This is a genomic window from Streptomyces sp. NPDC052496 (assembly GCF_040679095.1).
Lineage (GTDB): Bacteria > Actinomycetota > Actinomycetes > Streptomycetales > Streptomycetaceae > Streptomyces.
Map to the genome: position 1 here is coordinate 127248 of NZ_JBFAUH010000016.1, position 16741 is coordinate 143988.

16 protein-coding genes are annotated in these 16741 nt (G+C 73.6%); 5 read left to right on the forward strand and 11 right to left on the reverse strand.

Annotation, left to right across the window (positions count from 1 at the left end; genetic code table 11):
- Positions 1–53: 53 nt before the first annotated feature.
- Genes AB0L45_RS22195 through AB0L45_RS22205 form a run of 3 tightly spaced genes read right to left on the reverse strand, consistent with a single transcriptional unit; the run spans position 54 to position 3560 of the window.
- On the reverse strand, positions 54–971 hold the full coding sequence (locus tag AB0L45_RS22195; RefSeq protein ID WP_365842423.1) for an ABC transporter permease: 918 nt from the start codon (positions 969–971) through the stop codon (positions 54–56).
- Positions 964–1920 carry an ABC transporter permease gene (locus tag AB0L45_RS22200; RefSeq protein WP_365842600.1) on the reverse strand — a complete coding sequence of 319 codons (957 nt, stop codon included), beginning with the start codon at positions 1918–1920 and terminating at the stop codon, positions 964–966. Before AB0L45_RS22200 ends, AB0L45_RS22195 begins: the two co-directional genes overlap by 8 nt.
- 38 nt (positions 1921–1958) lie before the next feature.
- Positions 1959–3560 carry an ABC transporter substrate-binding protein gene (locus tag AB0L45_RS22205; RefSeq protein ID WP_365842425.1) on the reverse strand — a complete coding sequence of 534 codons (1602 nt, stop codon included), beginning with the start codon at positions 3558–3560 and terminating at the stop codon, positions 1959–1961.
- A 113-nt stretch (positions 3561–3673) separates the two neighbouring features.
- Between AB0L45_RS22205 and AB0L45_RS22210 the strand changes: the two genes are divergently transcribed.
- On the forward strand, positions 3674–4195 hold the full coding sequence (locus tag AB0L45_RS22210; protein WP_365842427.1) for a cell wall hydrolase: 522 nt from the start codon (positions 3674–3676) through the stop codon (positions 4193–4195).
- 63 nt (positions 4196–4258) lie between these two features.
- On the opposite strand, the gene AB0L45_RS22215 is transcribed toward AB0L45_RS22210, so the two are convergent.
- Complete coding sequence (locus tag AB0L45_RS22215; protein WP_365842429.1) at positions 4259–5656, reverse strand: hypothetical protein; 1398 nt, start codon at positions 5654–5656, stop codon at positions 4259–4261.
- A gap of 255 nt (positions 5657–5911) precedes the next feature.
- Here AB0L45_RS22215 and AB0L45_RS22220 point away from each other — a divergent pair, with 255 nt between their 5' ends.
- Positions 5912–6310: a hypothetical protein gene (locus tag AB0L45_RS22220; RefSeq protein ID WP_365842431.1), complete on the forward strand. Its 399-nt coding sequence runs from the start codon at positions 5912–5914 to the stop codon at positions 6308–6310.
- Between the two features lie 62 nt (positions 6311–6372).
- Positions 6373–6999 (forward strand): TetR/AcrR family transcriptional regulator, encoded by a 627-nt coding sequence (locus AB0L45_RS22225; RefSeq protein ID WP_365842433.1) that lies wholly within the window; start codon positions 6373–6375, stop codon positions 6997–6999.
- On the opposite strand, the gene AB0L45_RS22230 is transcribed toward AB0L45_RS22225, so the two are convergent.
- The gene (locus AB0L45_RS22230) at positions 6980–8518 is read right to left on the reverse strand and encodes an alpha/beta fold hydrolase (protein WP_365842435.1); all 1539 of its coding nucleotides are present in this window, start codon (positions 8516–8518) and stop codon (positions 6980–6982) included. The genes AB0L45_RS22225 and AB0L45_RS22230 overlap by 20 nt on opposite strands.
- A gap of 166 nt (positions 8519–8684) precedes the next feature.
- Complete coding sequence (locus AB0L45_RS22235) at positions 8685–9908, reverse strand: FAD-dependent oxidoreductase (RefSeq protein ID WP_365842437.1); 1224 nt, start codon at positions 9906–9908, stop codon at positions 8685–8687.
- Positions 9909–10097: 189 nt separating this feature from the next.
- Here AB0L45_RS22235 and AB0L45_RS22240 point away from each other — a divergent pair, with 189 nt between their 5' ends.
- Complete coding sequence (locus AB0L45_RS22240) at positions 10098–10577, forward strand: macro domain-containing protein (protein ID WP_365842439.1); 480 nt, start codon at positions 10098–10100, stop codon at positions 10575–10577.
- Positions 10578–10685: 108 nt separating this feature from the next.
- Here AB0L45_RS22240 and AB0L45_RS22245 read toward each other — a convergent pair whose 3' ends face one another.
- Positions 10686–11441, reverse strand: a complete 756-nt coding sequence (locus AB0L45_RS22245; protein WP_365842441.1) for an SDR family oxidoreductase — start codon at positions 11439–11441, stop codon at positions 10686–10688.
- A 351-nt stretch (positions 11442–11792) separates the two neighbouring features.
- Between AB0L45_RS22245 and AB0L45_RS22250 the strand changes: the two genes are divergently transcribed.
- Complete coding sequence (locus AB0L45_RS22250; protein ID WP_365842443.1) at positions 11793–12071, forward strand: hypothetical protein; 279 nt, start codon at positions 11793–11795, stop codon at positions 12069–12071.
- A gap of 144 nt (positions 12072–12215) precedes the next feature.
- On the opposite strand, the gene AB0L45_RS22255 is transcribed toward AB0L45_RS22250, so the two are convergent.
- From AB0L45_RS22255 to AB0L45_RS22270, 4 genes are all read right to left on the reverse strand, one after another.
- Positions 12216–13133, reverse strand: coding sequence for a hypothetical protein (locus tag AB0L45_RS22255; protein WP_365842445.1), 918 nt, complete (start codon positions 13131–13133; stop codon positions 12216–12218).
- Positions 13134–13270: 137 nt separating this feature from the next.
- Complete coding sequence (locus AB0L45_RS22260) at positions 13271–14467, reverse strand: acyl-CoA dehydrogenase family protein (protein WP_365842447.1); 1197 nt, start codon at positions 14465–14467, stop codon at positions 13271–13273.
- Complete coding sequence (locus AB0L45_RS22265) at positions 14464–15678, reverse strand: acyl-CoA dehydrogenase family protein (RefSeq protein WP_365842449.1); 1215 nt, start codon at positions 15676–15678, stop codon at positions 14464–14466. The genes AB0L45_RS22260 and AB0L45_RS22265 overlap by 4 nt, the downstream gene beginning before the upstream one ends.
- Positions 15675–16673, reverse strand: a complete 999-nt coding sequence (locus tag AB0L45_RS22270) for an NADPH:quinone oxidoreductase family protein (RefSeq protein WP_365842451.1) — start codon at positions 16671–16673, stop codon at positions 15675–15677. The genes AB0L45_RS22265 and AB0L45_RS22270 overlap by 4 nt, the downstream gene beginning before the upstream one ends.
- Positions 16674–16741 lie beyond the last annotated feature (68 nt).

A 16741-nucleotide genomic window follows, 5' to 3' on the forward strand; every position in this document is an offset into this window, starting at 1 on the left:
GGAGAGGTGGCGTACGGACAGGACGGGGGAGGCCGAGGGGGTGGGCGGCTCGGTCACAGCATCAGCTCCGATCGGCGGCGCGGGTTGATGCGTTCGCGCCAGGCACCGGCCAGGCCCGCGACGGCGAGCGTGGGGACGATGATGAACAGGCCAGGGAAGAGGGTCGGCCACCAGTCGCCCGCGAGCAGCGAGCTGCGCGCACTGTTGACCATGTTGCCCAGGCTCGCCTCGTGGGCGGGCAGTCCGAGCCCCAGGAAGGACAGCGCGGACTCGTGCCAGATGGCGTGCGGGACCATCAGGACGGCGGCGAGCCCGGCCTGCGGCAGGACACCCGGCAGCAGGTGGCGGACCGCGACGCGCAGGCGTGAGGCGCCGCCGGAGACGGCCGCGTCGATGTACGGGCGGGAGCGCAGGGAGAGGACCTCGGCCCGCACGATGCGGGCCGTCGAGAGCCAGTGGGTCAGCGCCACCGAGACGATCACCGGCCAGACACCGGGGCGGAACATCGCCACGATGAAGATGCCGAGCAGCAGGTGGGGCACGGAGGAGAACAGGTCCACGACGCGCATCACACCGCGGTCCGCCCAGCCGCCGAGCGCCCCGGCCAGCGCGCCGACCGCGGTGCCGATGACGGTGGCGGCGAGCGCCGCGACCACGCCGACGAGCAGCGAGACGCGCAGCCCGTAGACGCAGCGCAGCAGCAGGTCGCGGCCGACCTCGTCGGTGCCGAAGGGGTGGGTGAGGGAGGGCGCCCGGAGCTTGGCGGCGAGGTCGACGGCCTGCCGGTCCAGGGGGACCAGCAGGGGTACGACGACCACGGCGAGGACCACGGCCGTCGTCAGGACGGCGGAGGTGCGGACGCGCAGGGTGCGGGTGCTGCGCCCGCCGCGCCGGGCGGGGCGCTGGTGCCAGGAGGGGGCGGCGGACGTCCCGGCCGCCGTATCCCTGGGTGCCTTCACCGTCTCAGCCATCGAATCCCACCCTCGGGTCGGCGAGTCCGTACAACAGGTCGGAGAGCAGGTTGCCGATCAGTACGGCGATCGTGGCGAGCACCGTGAGCGCGGCCAGCAGCGGGAAGTCCACGCTGGTCGCCGCGTCGACGGTGGCGGAAGCGATGCCCGGCCAGCTGAAGACGGACTCGACCAGCAGCGCCCCGGTGATCAGTTCCGGTACCCGGGAGCCGACCAGGGTGAGGACCGGCAGCAGCCCGGAGCGCAGGGCGTGCTGGAACAGGACGGTGCGCTCGCTCAGGCCGCGGGCCCGCGCGCCGCGTACCGGGTCCTCCTCCAGGGCGTCGCCGACGCCCTGGCGTACGTACAGCACGAACCACGGGAGCTGTGACACGGCGAGGACCAGCGCCGGGAGGATCACGTGGCGGGCGATCTGCCCGGCCGTGGCGACCTCGCTGCCGGTGTCGGTCAGCCCGCCGGCCGGCAGCACGCCGAGTTTGAGCGCGAACAGCCAGACGGCCAGCAGCCCGAGCCAGAACGGCGGGGCGGCCTCCAGGGTGTACGCGGCGGAGGTGACGGCGCGGTCGAGCATCGAGCCGGGCCGGCGGGCCGCGAGGACGCCCAGCAGCGTGCCCACCAGGATCGCGAGGACGAACGCCAGGGCGCACAGCAGCACCGACCAGCCGATGCGTTCGCCGATGACCTGGGAGACGGGGGCGCGCAGCGTCGCGGAGTCGCCGAGGTCGCCGGTGAGCGCGCCGGTCAGCCAGTGCCACCAGCGGCCGAGCAGCGGCTGGTCGACGCCGAGGTTGTGCCGGATCTGGTCCAGGTTCTCCTGGGAGGCGGTGAGCCCGGCGGTGCCCGCGTACGCCCGGACCGGGTCGAAGGGCGCGGCGGCCGCGACGGCGAACACGCCGAGGGTGACGGCGAGGAGGACGGGCACGGCGAACAGGGCCCGCCGTCCCGTCATCCGCGCCATCGGCCCCCAGGGCAGCTGTGCGAGGCGGTTCACTTCGCGGGCTGCCAGTCCTCTACGTTCCACCAGGGACCGGAGGCCAGGCCGTGGTCGTGCGGTTCGACCTGGGTGGTGAGGTCCTTCCACCGGTCCTTGAGCACGTACTCGTGGTCGATGTGGGTGAGGAAGATGTAGGCGGGGTCGTCGACGAGTTCGCGCTGCACGGTGTCGTACCCGGCCTTGCGCGCGGCCTTGTCGTCGGTGCGGCGGGCGTCCACCAGCGCCTTGTCGACCGTGGGGTTGTCGTAGCGCGACATGTTGTTGAAGCCGTCGCCGGCCAGCGAGGAGTGCAGCAGCAGGTACTGGTCGAAGTCCGGGTCGGCGGGGCTGCCGCCGCCCGCGAGGACCGCGTCGGTCTTCATGTTCGGCTGGATCGCCTCCCACGGGCCGGACTCGACCTTGACCTCGATGCCGGCCTTCTTGGCGTCGGAGGCGAAGGCGAGCGCGTGCTCCTGGCGGAGCTTGTCGCCGGCGAGGTACCAGAGCTTGAAGGAGGCGGGCTGCCCGTCCTTCTCCCGGATGCCGTTCTCGCCCTTCTGCCAGCCGGCGTCGTCGAGGATCCGCTCGGCCTTCTTCAGGTCGTGGGCGCGCTCGGTGCCCTTGGTGAACCAGGGGCTGTCGGTCGGCACGGGCCCGTAGGCGGGCTTGCCGGCGCCGTCGAGGATGCCGTCGACCATGGCCTTGCGGTCCACCGCGACGTCCAGGGCCTGGCGTACGGCCTTGTCGCCGGTGACCTTGTTGGCGGTGGGCAGGGTGACGTTGCGGTAGTCGAACGTCTTCGCGGCGAGGGTCTTCTTGTCCTGGTCGGTCTTGAAGGTGGCGGCGAGGTTGGGCGGCAGGATGGCGCCGTCGAGGTCGCCGGAGCGCAGCCGGGTGGCGCGTACGTCGTCGTCCTTGATGATCGCCATGGTGAAGTTCTTCACCTTGGGCGCGCCGCCCCAGTAGTGCGGGTTGGCCTTGAAGGTGAGCTTCTCGCCCTTGGACCAGTTGGTGAGGATGTACGGGCCGGTGCCGATCGGCCGGGTGGTGAAGGAGCCGGTGTTCACGTCCTGCTTGCCCGCGATGTGCTGCGGGGCGATGGGCAGGACGGTGCGCTCGGCGAACGGCGCGTAGGGGTACTTCAGGTGGAAGACGACGGTGCGGGCGTCCTTCTTCTCGACCTTTTCCAGGGCGTCCAGCTCGGCCTTGGAGGCGTTGTTGGTCTTCTCGTCGAGGATGGTCTCGTAGGTGAAGACCACGTCGTCGGCGGTGAAGGGCTTGCCGTCGCTGAAGGTCACGCCGTCGCGCAGCGTGTAGGTGTACGTCCTGCCGCCGTCGGAGACCTCGGGCAGCTTCGCGGCCAGCGCGGGCTTCAGCCGCATGTCCGCGTCGTGGGTGAGCAGCCCGTCGAAGATCTTGGAGTTGCCGTCCTTGCCGTAGCCCAGCAGCGGGCTGAGCGTCTCCGGCTCGTAGGCGATGCCGACCACGGCGGAGTCCTGGGCACCGGCCGCGCCGCCCTTGCCGCCGCCGGACGGCGTCGAGCAGGCGGCCACCCCGAGCGCCATGGTTCCCGCCAGAGCCGCGGCGGCCGCTGAGCGTATCGACCGGGACGTCATGCCCACTCCCCTGCTGAAGATCGACTGTTGTTGCAAAGCGCAGGCAATTAAACAGCATGTGAGAAACGGAAGCTCCGCTACCCCTGTGCGCGGGGTCCGCCATCATGGGCGCCATGCCTGCTGCCCCCGCCTCGCCCCCGGGCCCCGGAGCGTCGCCCGGCCCGCTGTCGCGCCTGCCCGCGGCCCTGCGGGACGTTCCGTACGCCGGCTCCCGGCATCCCGGTGCCGCCCCGCTGCCGGGCCGCGACCCGTACGACCTGTCGGCCGGGGCGAACTGCCAGCTCTACGCGTATGCCGTGCTGCGCCACTTCGGGCGCGTGGTGCCGCCGCTGCGGTCCGCCGAACTGTGGGCGGACACCGCGGCGACCGTACGGGCGGAGCCGCCGGGCCCGCTGGACCTGGTGCTCTTCGACGCCGGGGAGGTGCCGGGGCGGCCCACCGGGTACGGGGCGCACGTCGGCGTGCACCTGGGGCCGGGCCAGGTGCTGCACCTGTGCAAGGAGGCCGGGCGGCCCGCCGTGTGGTCGTACGCGGACTTCGCGGAGCGGCCGCGGTACGCGCGGTTCCTGGGGGCGAAGCGGGTGCGGGTCAGCGGGCGGGGGAGGTACGTACGGGAAGCCGGCGTCAGCCCGTAGCCGCACCCCGCCCCACCGGCGTCAGCCCGTAGCCGCGCCCCGCCCCACGCGTCACCACCGAGGTCACCAGTCCCCGCCCCCGAAGCCCCCGCCACCGTCGCCGCCCCCGAAACCGCCGCCGAAGTCTCCGCCGCCGCCGAAGCCGCCGGAGAAGTCGTCCGGGTTGAAGTCCGCGCCGGAGACGTCGCCGCCCTCGGCCCCCTGCATACCGCCGCCGAGGTCGGAGGCGTACGCGGACGGGCCCATCAGGACGCTGCCGAGCATGGTGCCCATGAGGAGGCCGGGCAGCATGCCACCGCCGAAGTAGCCGCCCGCCCAGGGGCCGTACGCAGGTCCCGCGTCCCAGTACGGGCGCTGCCCGTACTCGGTCTGCACCGTACGGGTCATCGGCTCCTGGCCGTCCGCCAGGCGCGCCCGGTCGGCGGCGCACACCGGGACCGTGCGTGGCGCCGCGCCGTCCGGCGCCCACTCGGCGTCCGCGACGGACGGCCCGTGCCGCGGGTCGAAGAAGCACGGCACCCGGCGTTCGGGCAGCGGCTTGCCCTCGCGCCGCGCGGCCAGGGTGGCCAGCGCGAACCGGCCGCCCTCCAGGGCCTTGGTGACCTGTTCGACGTCGCCGGGGCGCTCGGCGCGGGCCATCGCCGCCTTGGCGTTCTCGTACGCGTCCAGCGCGTGGGTGTAATCGGCGCGCATCGCGTCGTCGGCGCCGGGTTCGCCGGGGGTGAAGTCGAGCCGGTCCAGTTCCTCGCCGAAGGCGGTGATGTCCTCGTCCACCACGACGCGCAGCTGTTCCAGCGCGGCCCGCTCCTCCTCGGCCCGCCGCTTCTTGTTGCGGCGGTGCAGCGCGACGGCGCCACCGCCGCCGACCACCACCAGCGCGCCCAGGCCGACGAGCGCGCCGGTGCTGACACCGGCCCCGTCGCCGCCCCAGGAGGCGGGCTCGTGGCCGGACGCCTGCTGGATCGCGGTGTCCACGAAGCTGTTCAGGCGGTCCTTGGTGGCGCTGTAGTCGGAGCGCTGGACCGCGCCGACGAGGTTGCGTACGGAGTTGCGCGACATCACGCGGCCGTCGGCGGCGGCGTTGAAGCGGTCGCCGAGCTGGACGGCGTAGACGCCGCTGACGCCGGTCTTGGTGCGCAGGTCCGAAAGGAGGGTCCTGGGCCGGTACTCGGCGGCCGCGGGCAGCACCGCGACGAAGACCGGCTTCCCGGAGTCCTTGATCTTTTTGGCGAGGGCGCCCGCGTCGGCCGACGACAGCGCGGCGGATGCCCGCGGGTCCACGTACACCGGGCCCTTCTTCAGGGCGTCCGCCGCCTCGTCGAGCCCGCCCGCGGCCCGCGCACCGGGCGCCACGGCGGTGAGCACCGCCAGGAGGGCGGCGGCCAGCAGCAGCGCCGGGGCAGCCTGCGGGTACCGGAGCGCCGTCCCGAAGGCCGCGGGGCGGCGGGTTGCGATCTTCATGGGTACGACGCTACCCGAATCACACTTTTTAGACATAACGGTTGCGTAACGCGCCGAGTTGTGCTGCACGTTCCCCCGAAGGGCGGCCACGACACGTCCGCCGTGCCCGCACCCCGCGCGGGCACAGTGTCGTACACCCGCGGCGCCCCGTCCGCTCCAAGGCCCCCGGTGAGGTGGCCGTCGCCCCGGCACCGGTGATGATCTCGGCGGGCGGGGACACTCCGTCCGACCGCCCCCGACACGACGGAGGTCATCATGCGTACGGCGAAGGCCAAGGGCATGGCCGCCGCGGCCGCCACCACCGCCGTGGCGGCCGCCCTCGCGGTCGGACCGGCCGCCGTCCCGTCCGCCGCCGGACCGGCCCTGAAGGTCACCACGCCGGCCGCCGGCTCCAGCGCCAAGGTGGACGGCAGTCTCCTGGTCCAGTGGTCGAACACGACCGGGAAGGAGGTGGACGTCTGGCTGAGCGCCCGTACGCCGTCCGGAGCGCACGACCGGCTGTCGCTGGTGGCACCCAAGGCGGGCAGCAAGAAGGCCGGTGAAGCCCTGGCGACGCTGCCGACGGTCCCGCCCGGCACCTCCTACACCATCGAGGTGACGACCCAGGACGGCGCGGAGAGCGACGTCAGCGGCCCCCTGAGCCTCATCCGGTAGGTGCCGCCCGTGTACGGTCGGAAGCCGACGGGCGGGCGAGCAGAGACAGGGGTGGCGGCGCGATGGCTGCACGGGCGGGCGGTGCCCCGGGCACCGCGACCTTCACGGAGCAGGCGCGGCGCCAGCAGTTGGTGGACTGCACCATCGAGCTGATCTCCACCCGGGGCTACCCGGCGACCTCGCTGGCCGCGATCGCCGAGCGGGCCGGCATCTCCAAGGCCGCCGTGCTGTACCACTTCTCCTCCAAGGACAACCTGACCCAGGCCGCCCTGTCGCACGTGCTGGCGGAGTTCACCGCGTACGTACGGGAGCGGGTGGACCGCGCGTCCGAGCCGCCGGCCGCCGTCGTCGCCTACGTCCGGGCGATGATCGGCTACCAGCAGGCCAACCGGCGGCACGTCCGCGTCATCACCGAGATGCTGCTCGACGACCACGGCGGCACCCGGCTGAAGACACCGGGGCAGCACGGCACCGGCAACCGCCTGCAGGAGCTGGCCGACCTCCTGGCGGCCGGTCAGCGGGCGGGCTGCTTCCGGGACTTCGACCCGGGCACGGTGGCGCTGGCGATCGGCGGCGCGATCGACAGCGTCGTCTCGCACTGGCTCGCCCACCCCACATACGACCTCGACGCCGCGGCCGACGAGCTGGAGACCTTCACCCTCGACGCGATCACACACCGCGACCGGTGAGGGCGCGGCCGGCGGGACCGGCTGGGCACGTGAGGTCCCGGGCGGGCAACCGGCCGGTGACGAGGTAGGAAGTGGCGGCGGTCCCGGCGCAGGTGTTCCGGGTGAGGATGTAGACGCCGTGGCCCTCGCCCTCGTCGACGGTCACCATGCGGGAGCGTACGGCGGCGCGGTGGAGGCCGCGGGCGGTGGCGAGCGGGGTCTGGGAGTCCCATTCGTTCTGGAGGATGAGCAGGGGCACGGAGGTCTTCACGGGACCGGTGCGTTCGGCGGACTCGCCCCAGAAGGCGCAGGGGGTGATCCCGGCCGCGAAGTCACCGTAGAGCGGGCTGCGGGCGGCGTCGCGGAGGGAGTCCCGGCGGTAGACCTCGGGATCGCGGGGCCACGCCGCGTCGTTGCACACGACGCTCCAGAAGGTGGAGATCTCCTGGTCGGTCAGCGTGGGCAGCTCCGGGCCGGGTACGGGCTTGCCGGCCGCGGCGTCCCGGACCTGGGCCACCGCCTCGGCACCGGCCCGGACGGAGAAGAGTTCGCGGCGCAGCAGGTGCCGCAGCTGCCGGCCCGTGTACGGGGTGCGGCCGAGGACGACGGGCTGCCGGTCGGCGCGGGCCACCAGGTCCCAGAAGGTCTTCCGCACCGCGGCCGGCGTCCGCCCCAGCCGGTACGTGGTGTGGTGCCGAGCGGTCCACCCGGCCCAGCGGGTGAAGGCGGGTTCGGCCTCCGGGCCCCAGGTGCGGAACTGCGCACGCCACATGAGCGCGGGGTCCACGGCGCTGTCGAGCACGACGCGGTCGGCGCGGTCGGGGAACAGCTGGGTGTAGACGGCGCCGAGCGCGGTTCCGTACGAAGCGCCGAGGTACGAGATCCGGCGCTCACCGAGAGCGGCGCGGATGATGTCCAGGTCACGCGCCGTGTCACGGGTGGTGAGGTGGGGCAGCAGACCACCGACGCTCTTGCGGCACTTCTCGGCGACGGTGCGCGCCCAGGCGACGTTGGCCTCGAAGGAGCGCAACGGGCGGGGCCATGCCTGCTCTTCCGGGGTGAGACGGCAGTGGGCACGGGTGCTGTCACCGGCGCCGCGCGGATCGAACCCGATGAGGTCGAAAGCGTTCCGTACGGCCTGGGGCAGCCCGAGCCGGGTGAGCGCGGACGGATAGCCGATCCCTGACGAGCCGGGCCCGCCAGGGTTGAACAGCAGCACGCCGCGGCGCTGTGCCGCGGCCCCCTCCGCTCTGATACGGGATATCGCGATGCCGATCGTCCGCCCGCGCGGCGCGTGGTGGTCCAGCGGCACCGTGACGGTCGCGCACTCGACGCGTGGACGCGGGCCGGGCGGGAGGTCGTCGGGGAGGCCGGGTTCGCAGGTGTGCCAGTCGAGGCGCTGGGAGGTGTACGCGGTGAGGGGACCGGCCGGGGTGGGGGCAGCGGTGACCGGAGCGGCGAGTACGAGGGGAGGTAAGAGGCTCGCCCCGGTCAGCGGGGCGAGCCAGGCGCGCTTTCTCGGTCTGTACGTGGTGCGCATGGGCCGGTCCTTCCGTTCGGTTGCCGGACAAGGCCGATCGTGCCCGGCCCGGACCGCCGGCCGGATCCTCCCCCAGACCGGATTCTCTACCCGCTCCACTCCAACTCCCAGCGGACCGAGCCCCGTTGCCCTCCACCCTGCGACGGACCCCGCCCCGACCGGAGTTTCAGGCGCGCGCGAAGGCCGGCGCGCGCTCGGGCCGCAGCCCGATCCCGCCGGCGTATCCCGTCAGGGTCCGCAGGAACGGCAGCCGTTGCAGCAGTTCGAGCGGCAGCGGCAGCCGGTCCGGGTCGAGCGTGCCGTCCAGGGCGGGGCGCAGCAGCGTCTCGTGCTCGGCGAGCTGGGACTTCTGCACGACGGCCGCGGGCAGCTGCCGGCGCCGCTGGACACGGGCCAGGTCGGCCACGCCGACCGTGCCGCGGCGCAGCGGACCGGCGAGGAGACGGGCCGCCGCGACGGCGTCCTGTACGGCGAGGTTGACGCCGACGCCGCCGGTCGGCGACATGGTGTGGGCGGCATCACCGAGACAGAGCAGGCCGGGCCGGTACCAGCGGGGCAGCCGGCCCATCGTCACGTCGAGCAGCTTCACGTCGTCCCACGACCCGATGGCGTCCGTCACCCCGGCGTCCCAGCCGAAGAGCGCGCCGAGCCGGTCACGGAACCAGGCGATGCCGCGGGCCCGCAGCTCCGCGTCCGTGCCCTTCTTGATCAGGTAGGAGGTCTGGCAGTGGTCGCCCCGGTCCATGGTGACCGCGAACTGCCCGGCGTCGGCCCGCATGAAGACCCGGCCGTCCCCCGGCACGGGCACGCGGACGTTCCACACGTCCATGGGCACGTCGAAGGTGCGCTGCCGCAGCCCGGCGTGCTCACGCACCAGCGACCTGCGCCCGTCGCAGGCCACCGTGAGGCCGGCCGCCAACTCGCCCTCCGCACCGTGCTCGTCGCGGTAGCGCACCCCGGTCACGCGCCCGCCTACCGTCCGCAGCCCCGTGCAGGCGGTGCTCATGCGCAGGGTGAAGGACGGTTCCGCGGCGGCGGCCTCGGCCAGGAGGTCGAGGAAGTCCCACTGCGGGACCATCGCGATGTACCGGTGACGGCCGGGCAGGTGACGCAGGTCGGCGGCCACGAGGGTGCGGTCGCCGATGCGCATCCGTACCTCTTCGAGCCGGCCGGCGGGCAGCCGCGCGAACCGTTCACCGAGGCCGAGTTCGTCGAGCAGGCGCAAGGTCGAAGGATGCACGGTGTCGCCACGGAAGTCGCGCAGAAAGTCCGGGTGCTTCTCCAGAACGGTCACCTGCACCCCGGCCCGGGCCAGCAGCAGCCCCAGCATCATTCCCGCCGGCCCGCCGCCCACCACACAGCACGCCGTGCGCTCCGAGACCTGTCCCATGTCCTGCCCCCTCACTGTCGTCCGCCGCGGGTCGGTGCGGCGGGTCGGCAGCAGACTAACCGATCGGTCAGGTGGCTGACCGATCGGTTAGTTATCTGTCCGATCGGTTAGCCTGCTGGTACGGAAGCGGGGAGCGCGCCGGACCGGGGGCCGCTGACGGCCCTGCCAGACAGCGCATAGGGTCACCCGATGGGAACACGTATCGCATACGTACAGGGGGACGCGACGGCACCGCGGGGTAAAGGCCCCAAGGTGATCGCGCATGTCTGCAACGACCTGGGCGGGTGGGGCAAAGGCTTCGTGCTGGCCCTCTCGCGGCGCTGGCCCGAGCCGGAGCGGGCGTACCGGCGCTGGCACCGTGAACGCGCCGGAAATGACTTCGGCCTCGGCGCCGTGCAGCTCGTGCAGGTGGAACGGCTGGCCTGGGTCGCCAATATGGTGGGGCAGCATGGAATGCGCACCGGCAGCAAGGGCGTTCCCGTGCGCTACGAAGCGATCGACGCCGCCCTGGAGAAGGTCGCTGACCAGGCGATCGAGCTGGGCGCCTCGGTCCACATGCCCCGCATCGGCTGCGGTCTCGCCGGCGGTCGCTGGGAGCGCGTGGAGCCGATGGTCGAGGCTCGGCTGGCCGACCGTGGCATTCCGGTGACGGTCTATGACTACGGCTGAGCCCGGCCGGCCGGCAGTTCCCGGCAGGCGCCACCGGATCGGCCACCGGAGCCCTGAGGTCCCGGCTGACTGTCGCGGGAGGGCGCGATCCGCCGGTTCCGGATGGAGTCACCGCAGGGTGTAGCCGCCGTCGGGGTAGAGGGTGGAGCCGGTCGTGAAGCCGTTGGTGAAGAGGAACAGCACGGCATGGGCGATGTCGTCCTCGGTACCCAGGCGGTGCAGGACCGTGTCCCTCCGGTACTGCGTGAAGGCGGCTTCACGGTCTGCGGCCGGACGCCGCGCCCAGAGGTCGCCGTCGATGGTGCCGGGCGAGACGACGTTGACGCGGACCGGGGCGAGTTCGAGGGCCAGCCCCCGCCCGAGCCCTTCGATCGCCGCGTTGCACGCGGCATAGGCGGGTGCGGGCGCCGGGGGCCGGGCCCCTGCGGCACCGGACATCAGCACCACGGAGCCATCCGCCGCCAGCTTCGGCGCGGCGCAGCGCACGGCGTGGTACTGGCCCCAGAACTTGGAGACGAACGGGCTCGCCGCCTCCTCGTCGTCCAGCTCCAGCATCGGGCCCACCTGGTAGGAGGCGGCGGAGGTGAACAGGTGGTCCACGCGGTCGAGTTCCGCGAAGAACGCCGCGAGCGAGGCGCCGTCCGTGACGTCCACGGTCCGCCAGGTCGCCGAGTCACCCACCCGCTCCGCCGCGGCGGCCAGGCGCGCGGGAGTACGGCCGCCCAGCACGACGCGGGCCCCGGCCGCGGCCGCATGGTGCGCGACCCGCAGCCCGATGCCCGAACCACCGCCGATCAGGACGACCGTGCGCCCCGCGAGGCGCCCGTCGTGGTGGGCTTCAGCGTCAAGGGGCAGTCGACTCATGGCGGTTCCTTGTCGGCGCGTCACACATACGTGATCAACATCAGGCAACCCACCGACGCGTAGCGCTATTCCCCCCGCCCTTTCTCTTCGAAGCGGTGGGGCAGCGCGGCTCTGGGCGACGACCGGTGGCGGTCAGCCGGCGGTCCTGGGGCCGGCTGCGCCGGCGCTCGGTGGGGCCGACAGCGTCAGGTCCAGCCGGGTCGCGGCCGCCGGTGTGGCAATGCCGGGCAGGCAGCAGAGGCCCCTGTTCCCGCCGTTCCGCAAGTTGGCAGCGGGGCTCTGGGGACAGTTCAATGCCCTGGTGACGGACTGGACGCAGGTGCCGTGCCCTGCCCGCACTGCGAAGCGGAGGTGACCATCGCTGTCGGCGACCACGGCCGCTACTCGGCCGTCCGCGACTGGGAGCGGGGCGACATCGAGCGGCGGGAGCTGCGGCCCGTCCCGGCCGGGGAGCTTCGGGATCCGGGCCGGTGGATGCACGCCACAGCCGTCCGGGACGGGCAGCGGCGACTCGCCGAGGGGATCAGGCACGTCTTCGGCCGTGCGGAGTGCCCGGCGTGCGGCAGCGTGTTCAGCATCGCGGAGGCGTATACGGACGCGAACCTTCCCCCAGCCCCTGAACCCAATTGAACGGGGACAGGGCGACCCCACCCGCCTGTCATGCCCTTCGGCTTGTGACCGAGCGGACCGGATTTCCGGCCGCCGGCTGAGCCCGGTCGACGAGAGCCGCTGCCTGGGAGCCTCGGTGCGGTGCGCGGCGTGGGCCGGCGTTCGTTACCCGATCAGGCGACGGCGCCAGACCAGCGGTGCGACGGTGATGGCGCGGCCCGGGTCACCGTCCCACTCGGCACGCAGGCCGACGGTTTCGAGGGCGGCCACGGTCTCGTGGCCGATGGCCGCGGTCGTCTCGGGGGAGCCGTCGAAACCGCCGTAGAGAAGCGTCAGTCCGTGGCCTGCGGCGGCGGAGGCCGTGCACTGGGCGTGGAAGTAGACGAAGCCACGGGCGCCGGGGGCGGCCTCGCCACCGATCTCGGACTGGCCGCAGTGACGGCAGCAGGTGAAATTCTCGCGCGTGGTGATGCCCGCCTCCTGCAGGGCGTCGAAGGCGCGGGTGAGCCGCTCGGGGTTGGTCTCGCCCTGCCAGGTGGCCTGCTCCGCCACCCGCCGCAGCCACATCCTGTCGGCCAGCGCCCGGGCCTGCTCGCGCGAGACAGGACGGCGGTCCTCGGTGGCCAGGAAGTCCTCGGCGAGTTCGGCCAGGGAGGCACGAGAGGCGTACCCGCCGGCCAGCACCTCGCGCACGCGCCTTTCCAGTTCCTCGCGCTCGTCCTCGTCGAGGTCGAGCGGCGGCGCCTCCCGGACGGGGCCCACGTCCAGCGGCGACCAGGCCAGGCCGGCGTCCCAGTCCGTCTGTCGGCGGGCCCATCCGGACAGCGCGTCCACCACGGCCCCCGGCTGGCCGGCCCCTGCCCGGAAGTGGCGGTCCGCGCCGCCGTCGCGGTGTTCCAGGGTGTAGTCGCCACCGGCCTCGTGCCATACCTGGGCGAAAACGTCAGGCAGGTCGGGTATCCGCTGGAGCACCAGGAACCGGTCCCCGTCGCCGCCGATCCGCCGGACCAGCCTGGCCAGCTCCTCGGCGGACACGCGAACGTGCCGCTCCCCGGTTTCCGTCTCCACCACGACCTCAAGCATGCGCACACCCTGACACACGCTTCTCTCGCCGGCGTAGCCGCAGTGGGCTGCACATCCATGGCACGCGCACGACGACGCCCCGTGCAGGCGAGTACGAAGCGGCCTGTACGGGGCGTCAGAGCGAGGTTCCGGAGTCGCTAGGGGGCCGGGATGTCCACCAGTTGCGCGAGTGCGGCGCGGTGTCGGCCCGGTGTGCCCAGGGCGATTTCGTCGGCCTTGGCGCGCTTGAGGAACAGGTGGGCGGGGTGTTCCCAGGTCATGCCGATGCCGCCGTGCAGCTGGATGCACTCCTCGGCCGCGCGCACCGCGACGGGCGCGCAGTACGCCTGCGCGACGGCCACCGCCACCGGTGCGTCCGGGCTGCCGGTGGCCAGTGCGTCGGCGGCGTTGCGGGCGGCCGCGCGGGCCGAGGCGACGTCCAGCCAGAGTGCGGCCATCCGGTGCTTGAGTGCCTGGAAGGAGCCGACGGGACGGCCGAACTGGGTGCGCCCGGCGGTGTGCCGGACCGTTTCGGCCAGGCACCATTCGGCGATGCCGAGCTGCTCGGAGGCGAGCAGGCCCGCGCCCGCCAGCAGCGCCCCGGTCACCGCGGCGCGGGCCGTGTCCTGCCCGGCCAGCAGCCGTCCGGCGGCGCCGTCGAGGGTGACCCGGGCCGGGACGCGGGTCAGGTCGAGCGGGACGCCCGGTGCGACGCGCACCCCGTCGGCCGTCGCGTCCACCGCGTACAGCGCGTAGCCGTACGGGCCGTCCGCCGGGACGAGCAGCACGTCCGCGGCGGCGGCGTCCGCGACACCGGTCACCTCGCCGCTCAGTGTGCCGTCCGCGGCGGCCCGTACGGCCGGTTCCGGCAGGGCGTCCGGAGCCGTCGGCAGGGGGACGGTGAGTACGCCGACGCTGCGCCCTTCGGCGAGCGCGGCGAGCGGCGCGGCCACTTCCGGGCGGTCCGTCTCGCAGCCGAGCAGAGCCGTCACGGCCAGTACCGCGCTGGTCAGATAGGGCACGGGGGCCACCGAGCGGCCCAGTTCCTCCAGGACGACAGCGGCCTCGCGGGCGCTCGCGCCCTGTCCGCCGAGCTTCTCCGGTACCAGCAGCCCGGCCGTGCCCATGTCCGTGGCCAGCGCGCGCCACAGGCCGGTGTCGTGCGTCCGGCCGCTCTCCAGGTCGGCGAGGACGGCGGCCGGGCCGCCGCGGTCGGTGAGCAGCGAGCGGACGGCGGCCCGCAGGTCGTCCTCCGGCTCCGAGTAGAGGAGGCCGGGGGCCGCGTCGGGCTGCGCGGGGGACGGTTCGGTGAGGCCCGGTTCGGTGAGGCCCGGGGCCCCGTTCGGAGCGGTCATCGGGGGAGGTCCTTCCAGGCGACGTCCTTGTCGGTGCGCGGCTCGGGCGGCAGCCCCAGGACGCGTTCGGCGACGATGTTCAGCAGCACCTCGGAGGTGCCGCCCTCGATGGAGTTGCCCTTGGCCCGCAGGTAGCGGTAGCCGGCCTGGCGTCCGGTGAAGTCCACGCCCTCGGGGCGGCGCAGGGTCCAGTCGTCGTACGCCAGCCCGTCCTCGCCCAGGAACTCCACCTCCCAGCCGCTGATCTGCTGCGCCAGCCGGGCGAACGCCAGCTTCATGCCGCTGCCTTCCGGGCCCGGCTGCCCCTTGGCGAGCTGCTGGCGCAGCCGCTCGCCCGTCAGGCGGGCGACCTCGGCGTCCACCCACAGGCCGAGCAGCCGCTGGTGGAGGTCGTGGGTGCGCTGCTCCGGGCGGGCCCGCCAGGCCTGCGCGGCGACGCCGATCATGCCGCCCTCGCGCGGCAGGCGGGCGCCGCCGATCGCCACCCGCTCGTTCATCAGGGTGGTGGTCGCGACCTTCCAGCCCTCCCCCACCTCGCCGAGGCGGTGCGCGTCGGGGATCCGTACGCCGGTCAGGAAGACCTCGTTGAACTCGGCCTCGCCGGTGATCTGGCGCAGCGGCCGCACCTCGACGCCGGGGTCGGTCATGTCGCACACGAAGTAGGTGATGCCGCGGTGCTTGGGCAGTTCCGGGTCCGTACGGGCGATGAGGATCGCCCAGCGGGCCTGGTGGGCGCCGGACGTCCAGACCTTCTGGCCGTCCACCACCCAGCCGCTGCCGTCCGCGTCCCGTACGGCGCGGGTGGCGAGCGCGGCCAGGTCCGATCCGGCGCCGGGCTCACTGAACAGCTGACACCACACCTCCTCGCCGGTCCACAGCGGCCGCAGGAAGCGCTTCTTCTGCTCGTCCGTGCCGAAGCGGAGGATGGTGGGGGCGGCCATGCCCAGGCCGATGCCGATGCGGCGCGGGTCGTTGTCGGGCGCGCCCGCCGCCTCCAGCTCGGTGTCCACGACGGCCTGCAGAGCGCGCGGCGCGTCGAGTCCGCCGAGGCCCCGGGGGAAGTGCACCCACGCCAGTCCGGCGTCGAAGCGGGCCCTCAGGAAGTCGAGCGGAGCGGTGGCGGCGGGCGGGTGGGACGCGAGCAAGCCGGCTGTACGGCGGCGGAGTTCCGTGGCGTCGATGCGTCCGGTCTCGGTGGTCTCCCTGGTCATGACGCGTCCTCCAGGCCGGGCACGACGACCAGCCGGCCGGTGGTCGTGCCGTCGGCGACCCGCTGGACGGCCTCGGCCGCGCCGGACAGTGGCACCCGGCCGCCGATGAGCGGCCGGATGACGCCCTGGGCGGCGAGCTTGGCCAGTTCCTCGTAGCAGGCGTCGACCGCGGCCGGGTCCTTGGTGGTGTAGAGGCCCCAGTGCAGGCCGAGGATCGAGTAGTTCTTCACGAGGGCGTGGTTGAGGCCGGGGGCCGGTACGGTGCCGCCGGCGAAGCCGACGACCACGATGCGGCCCTCGAAGGCGACGCACTTGACGGACTTGGCGTACGCGTCGCCGCCCACCGGGTCGTAGACCACGTCCGCGCCCCGGCCGCCGGTCGCCTCCTTGACGGCGGCCACGATGTCGTCGGCGCGCCGGTCCAGCACGACGTCGCAGCCGAGTTCGCGGGCGACGGCCGCCTTCGCCGAGCCGCCCACCACCCCGATGACCCGCGCCCCGGCGGCCTTGCCGAGCTGTACGGCGGCGCTGCCGACGCCGCCCGCCGCGGCGTGCACGAGCAGCGTCTCGCCGGGCTGGAGGCGGGCCCGGCGGTGCAGGCCGAACCAGCCGGTCTGGTAGCCGATGTGCAGTGCGGCGGCCTCCGCGTCGTCCAGGGCGTCCGGTGCGGGGCGGACCGCCGCCGCGTCCACGACGGCCAGTTCGGCGAAACCGCCGTCCGGCAGCGGAGGCTGGGCCAGCACCCGGGCGCCCGCCTCGGCGGACGTGCCCGCGCCCGCTTCGAGCACCTCGCCGCAGATCTCCACCCCCGGTGTGAAGGGGAACGGCGGGCGCACCTGGTACTGGCCGCGGCACAGCAGCGCGTCGGGGAAGTTGACGTTGGCCGCCCGCACCCGCAGCAGCAGCTGCCCCGGTCCTGGCTGTGGGTCCGGCACTTCTTCGCGCCGCATCACCTCGCGAGGCTCGCCGTTCTCGTGTACGCGCCATGCCTTCACAGGTGCCTCCACAGACCTCGGGTACGCGGGGAGCGCGGGGTGCCGGACCCCGCGACCCTCGGCATACT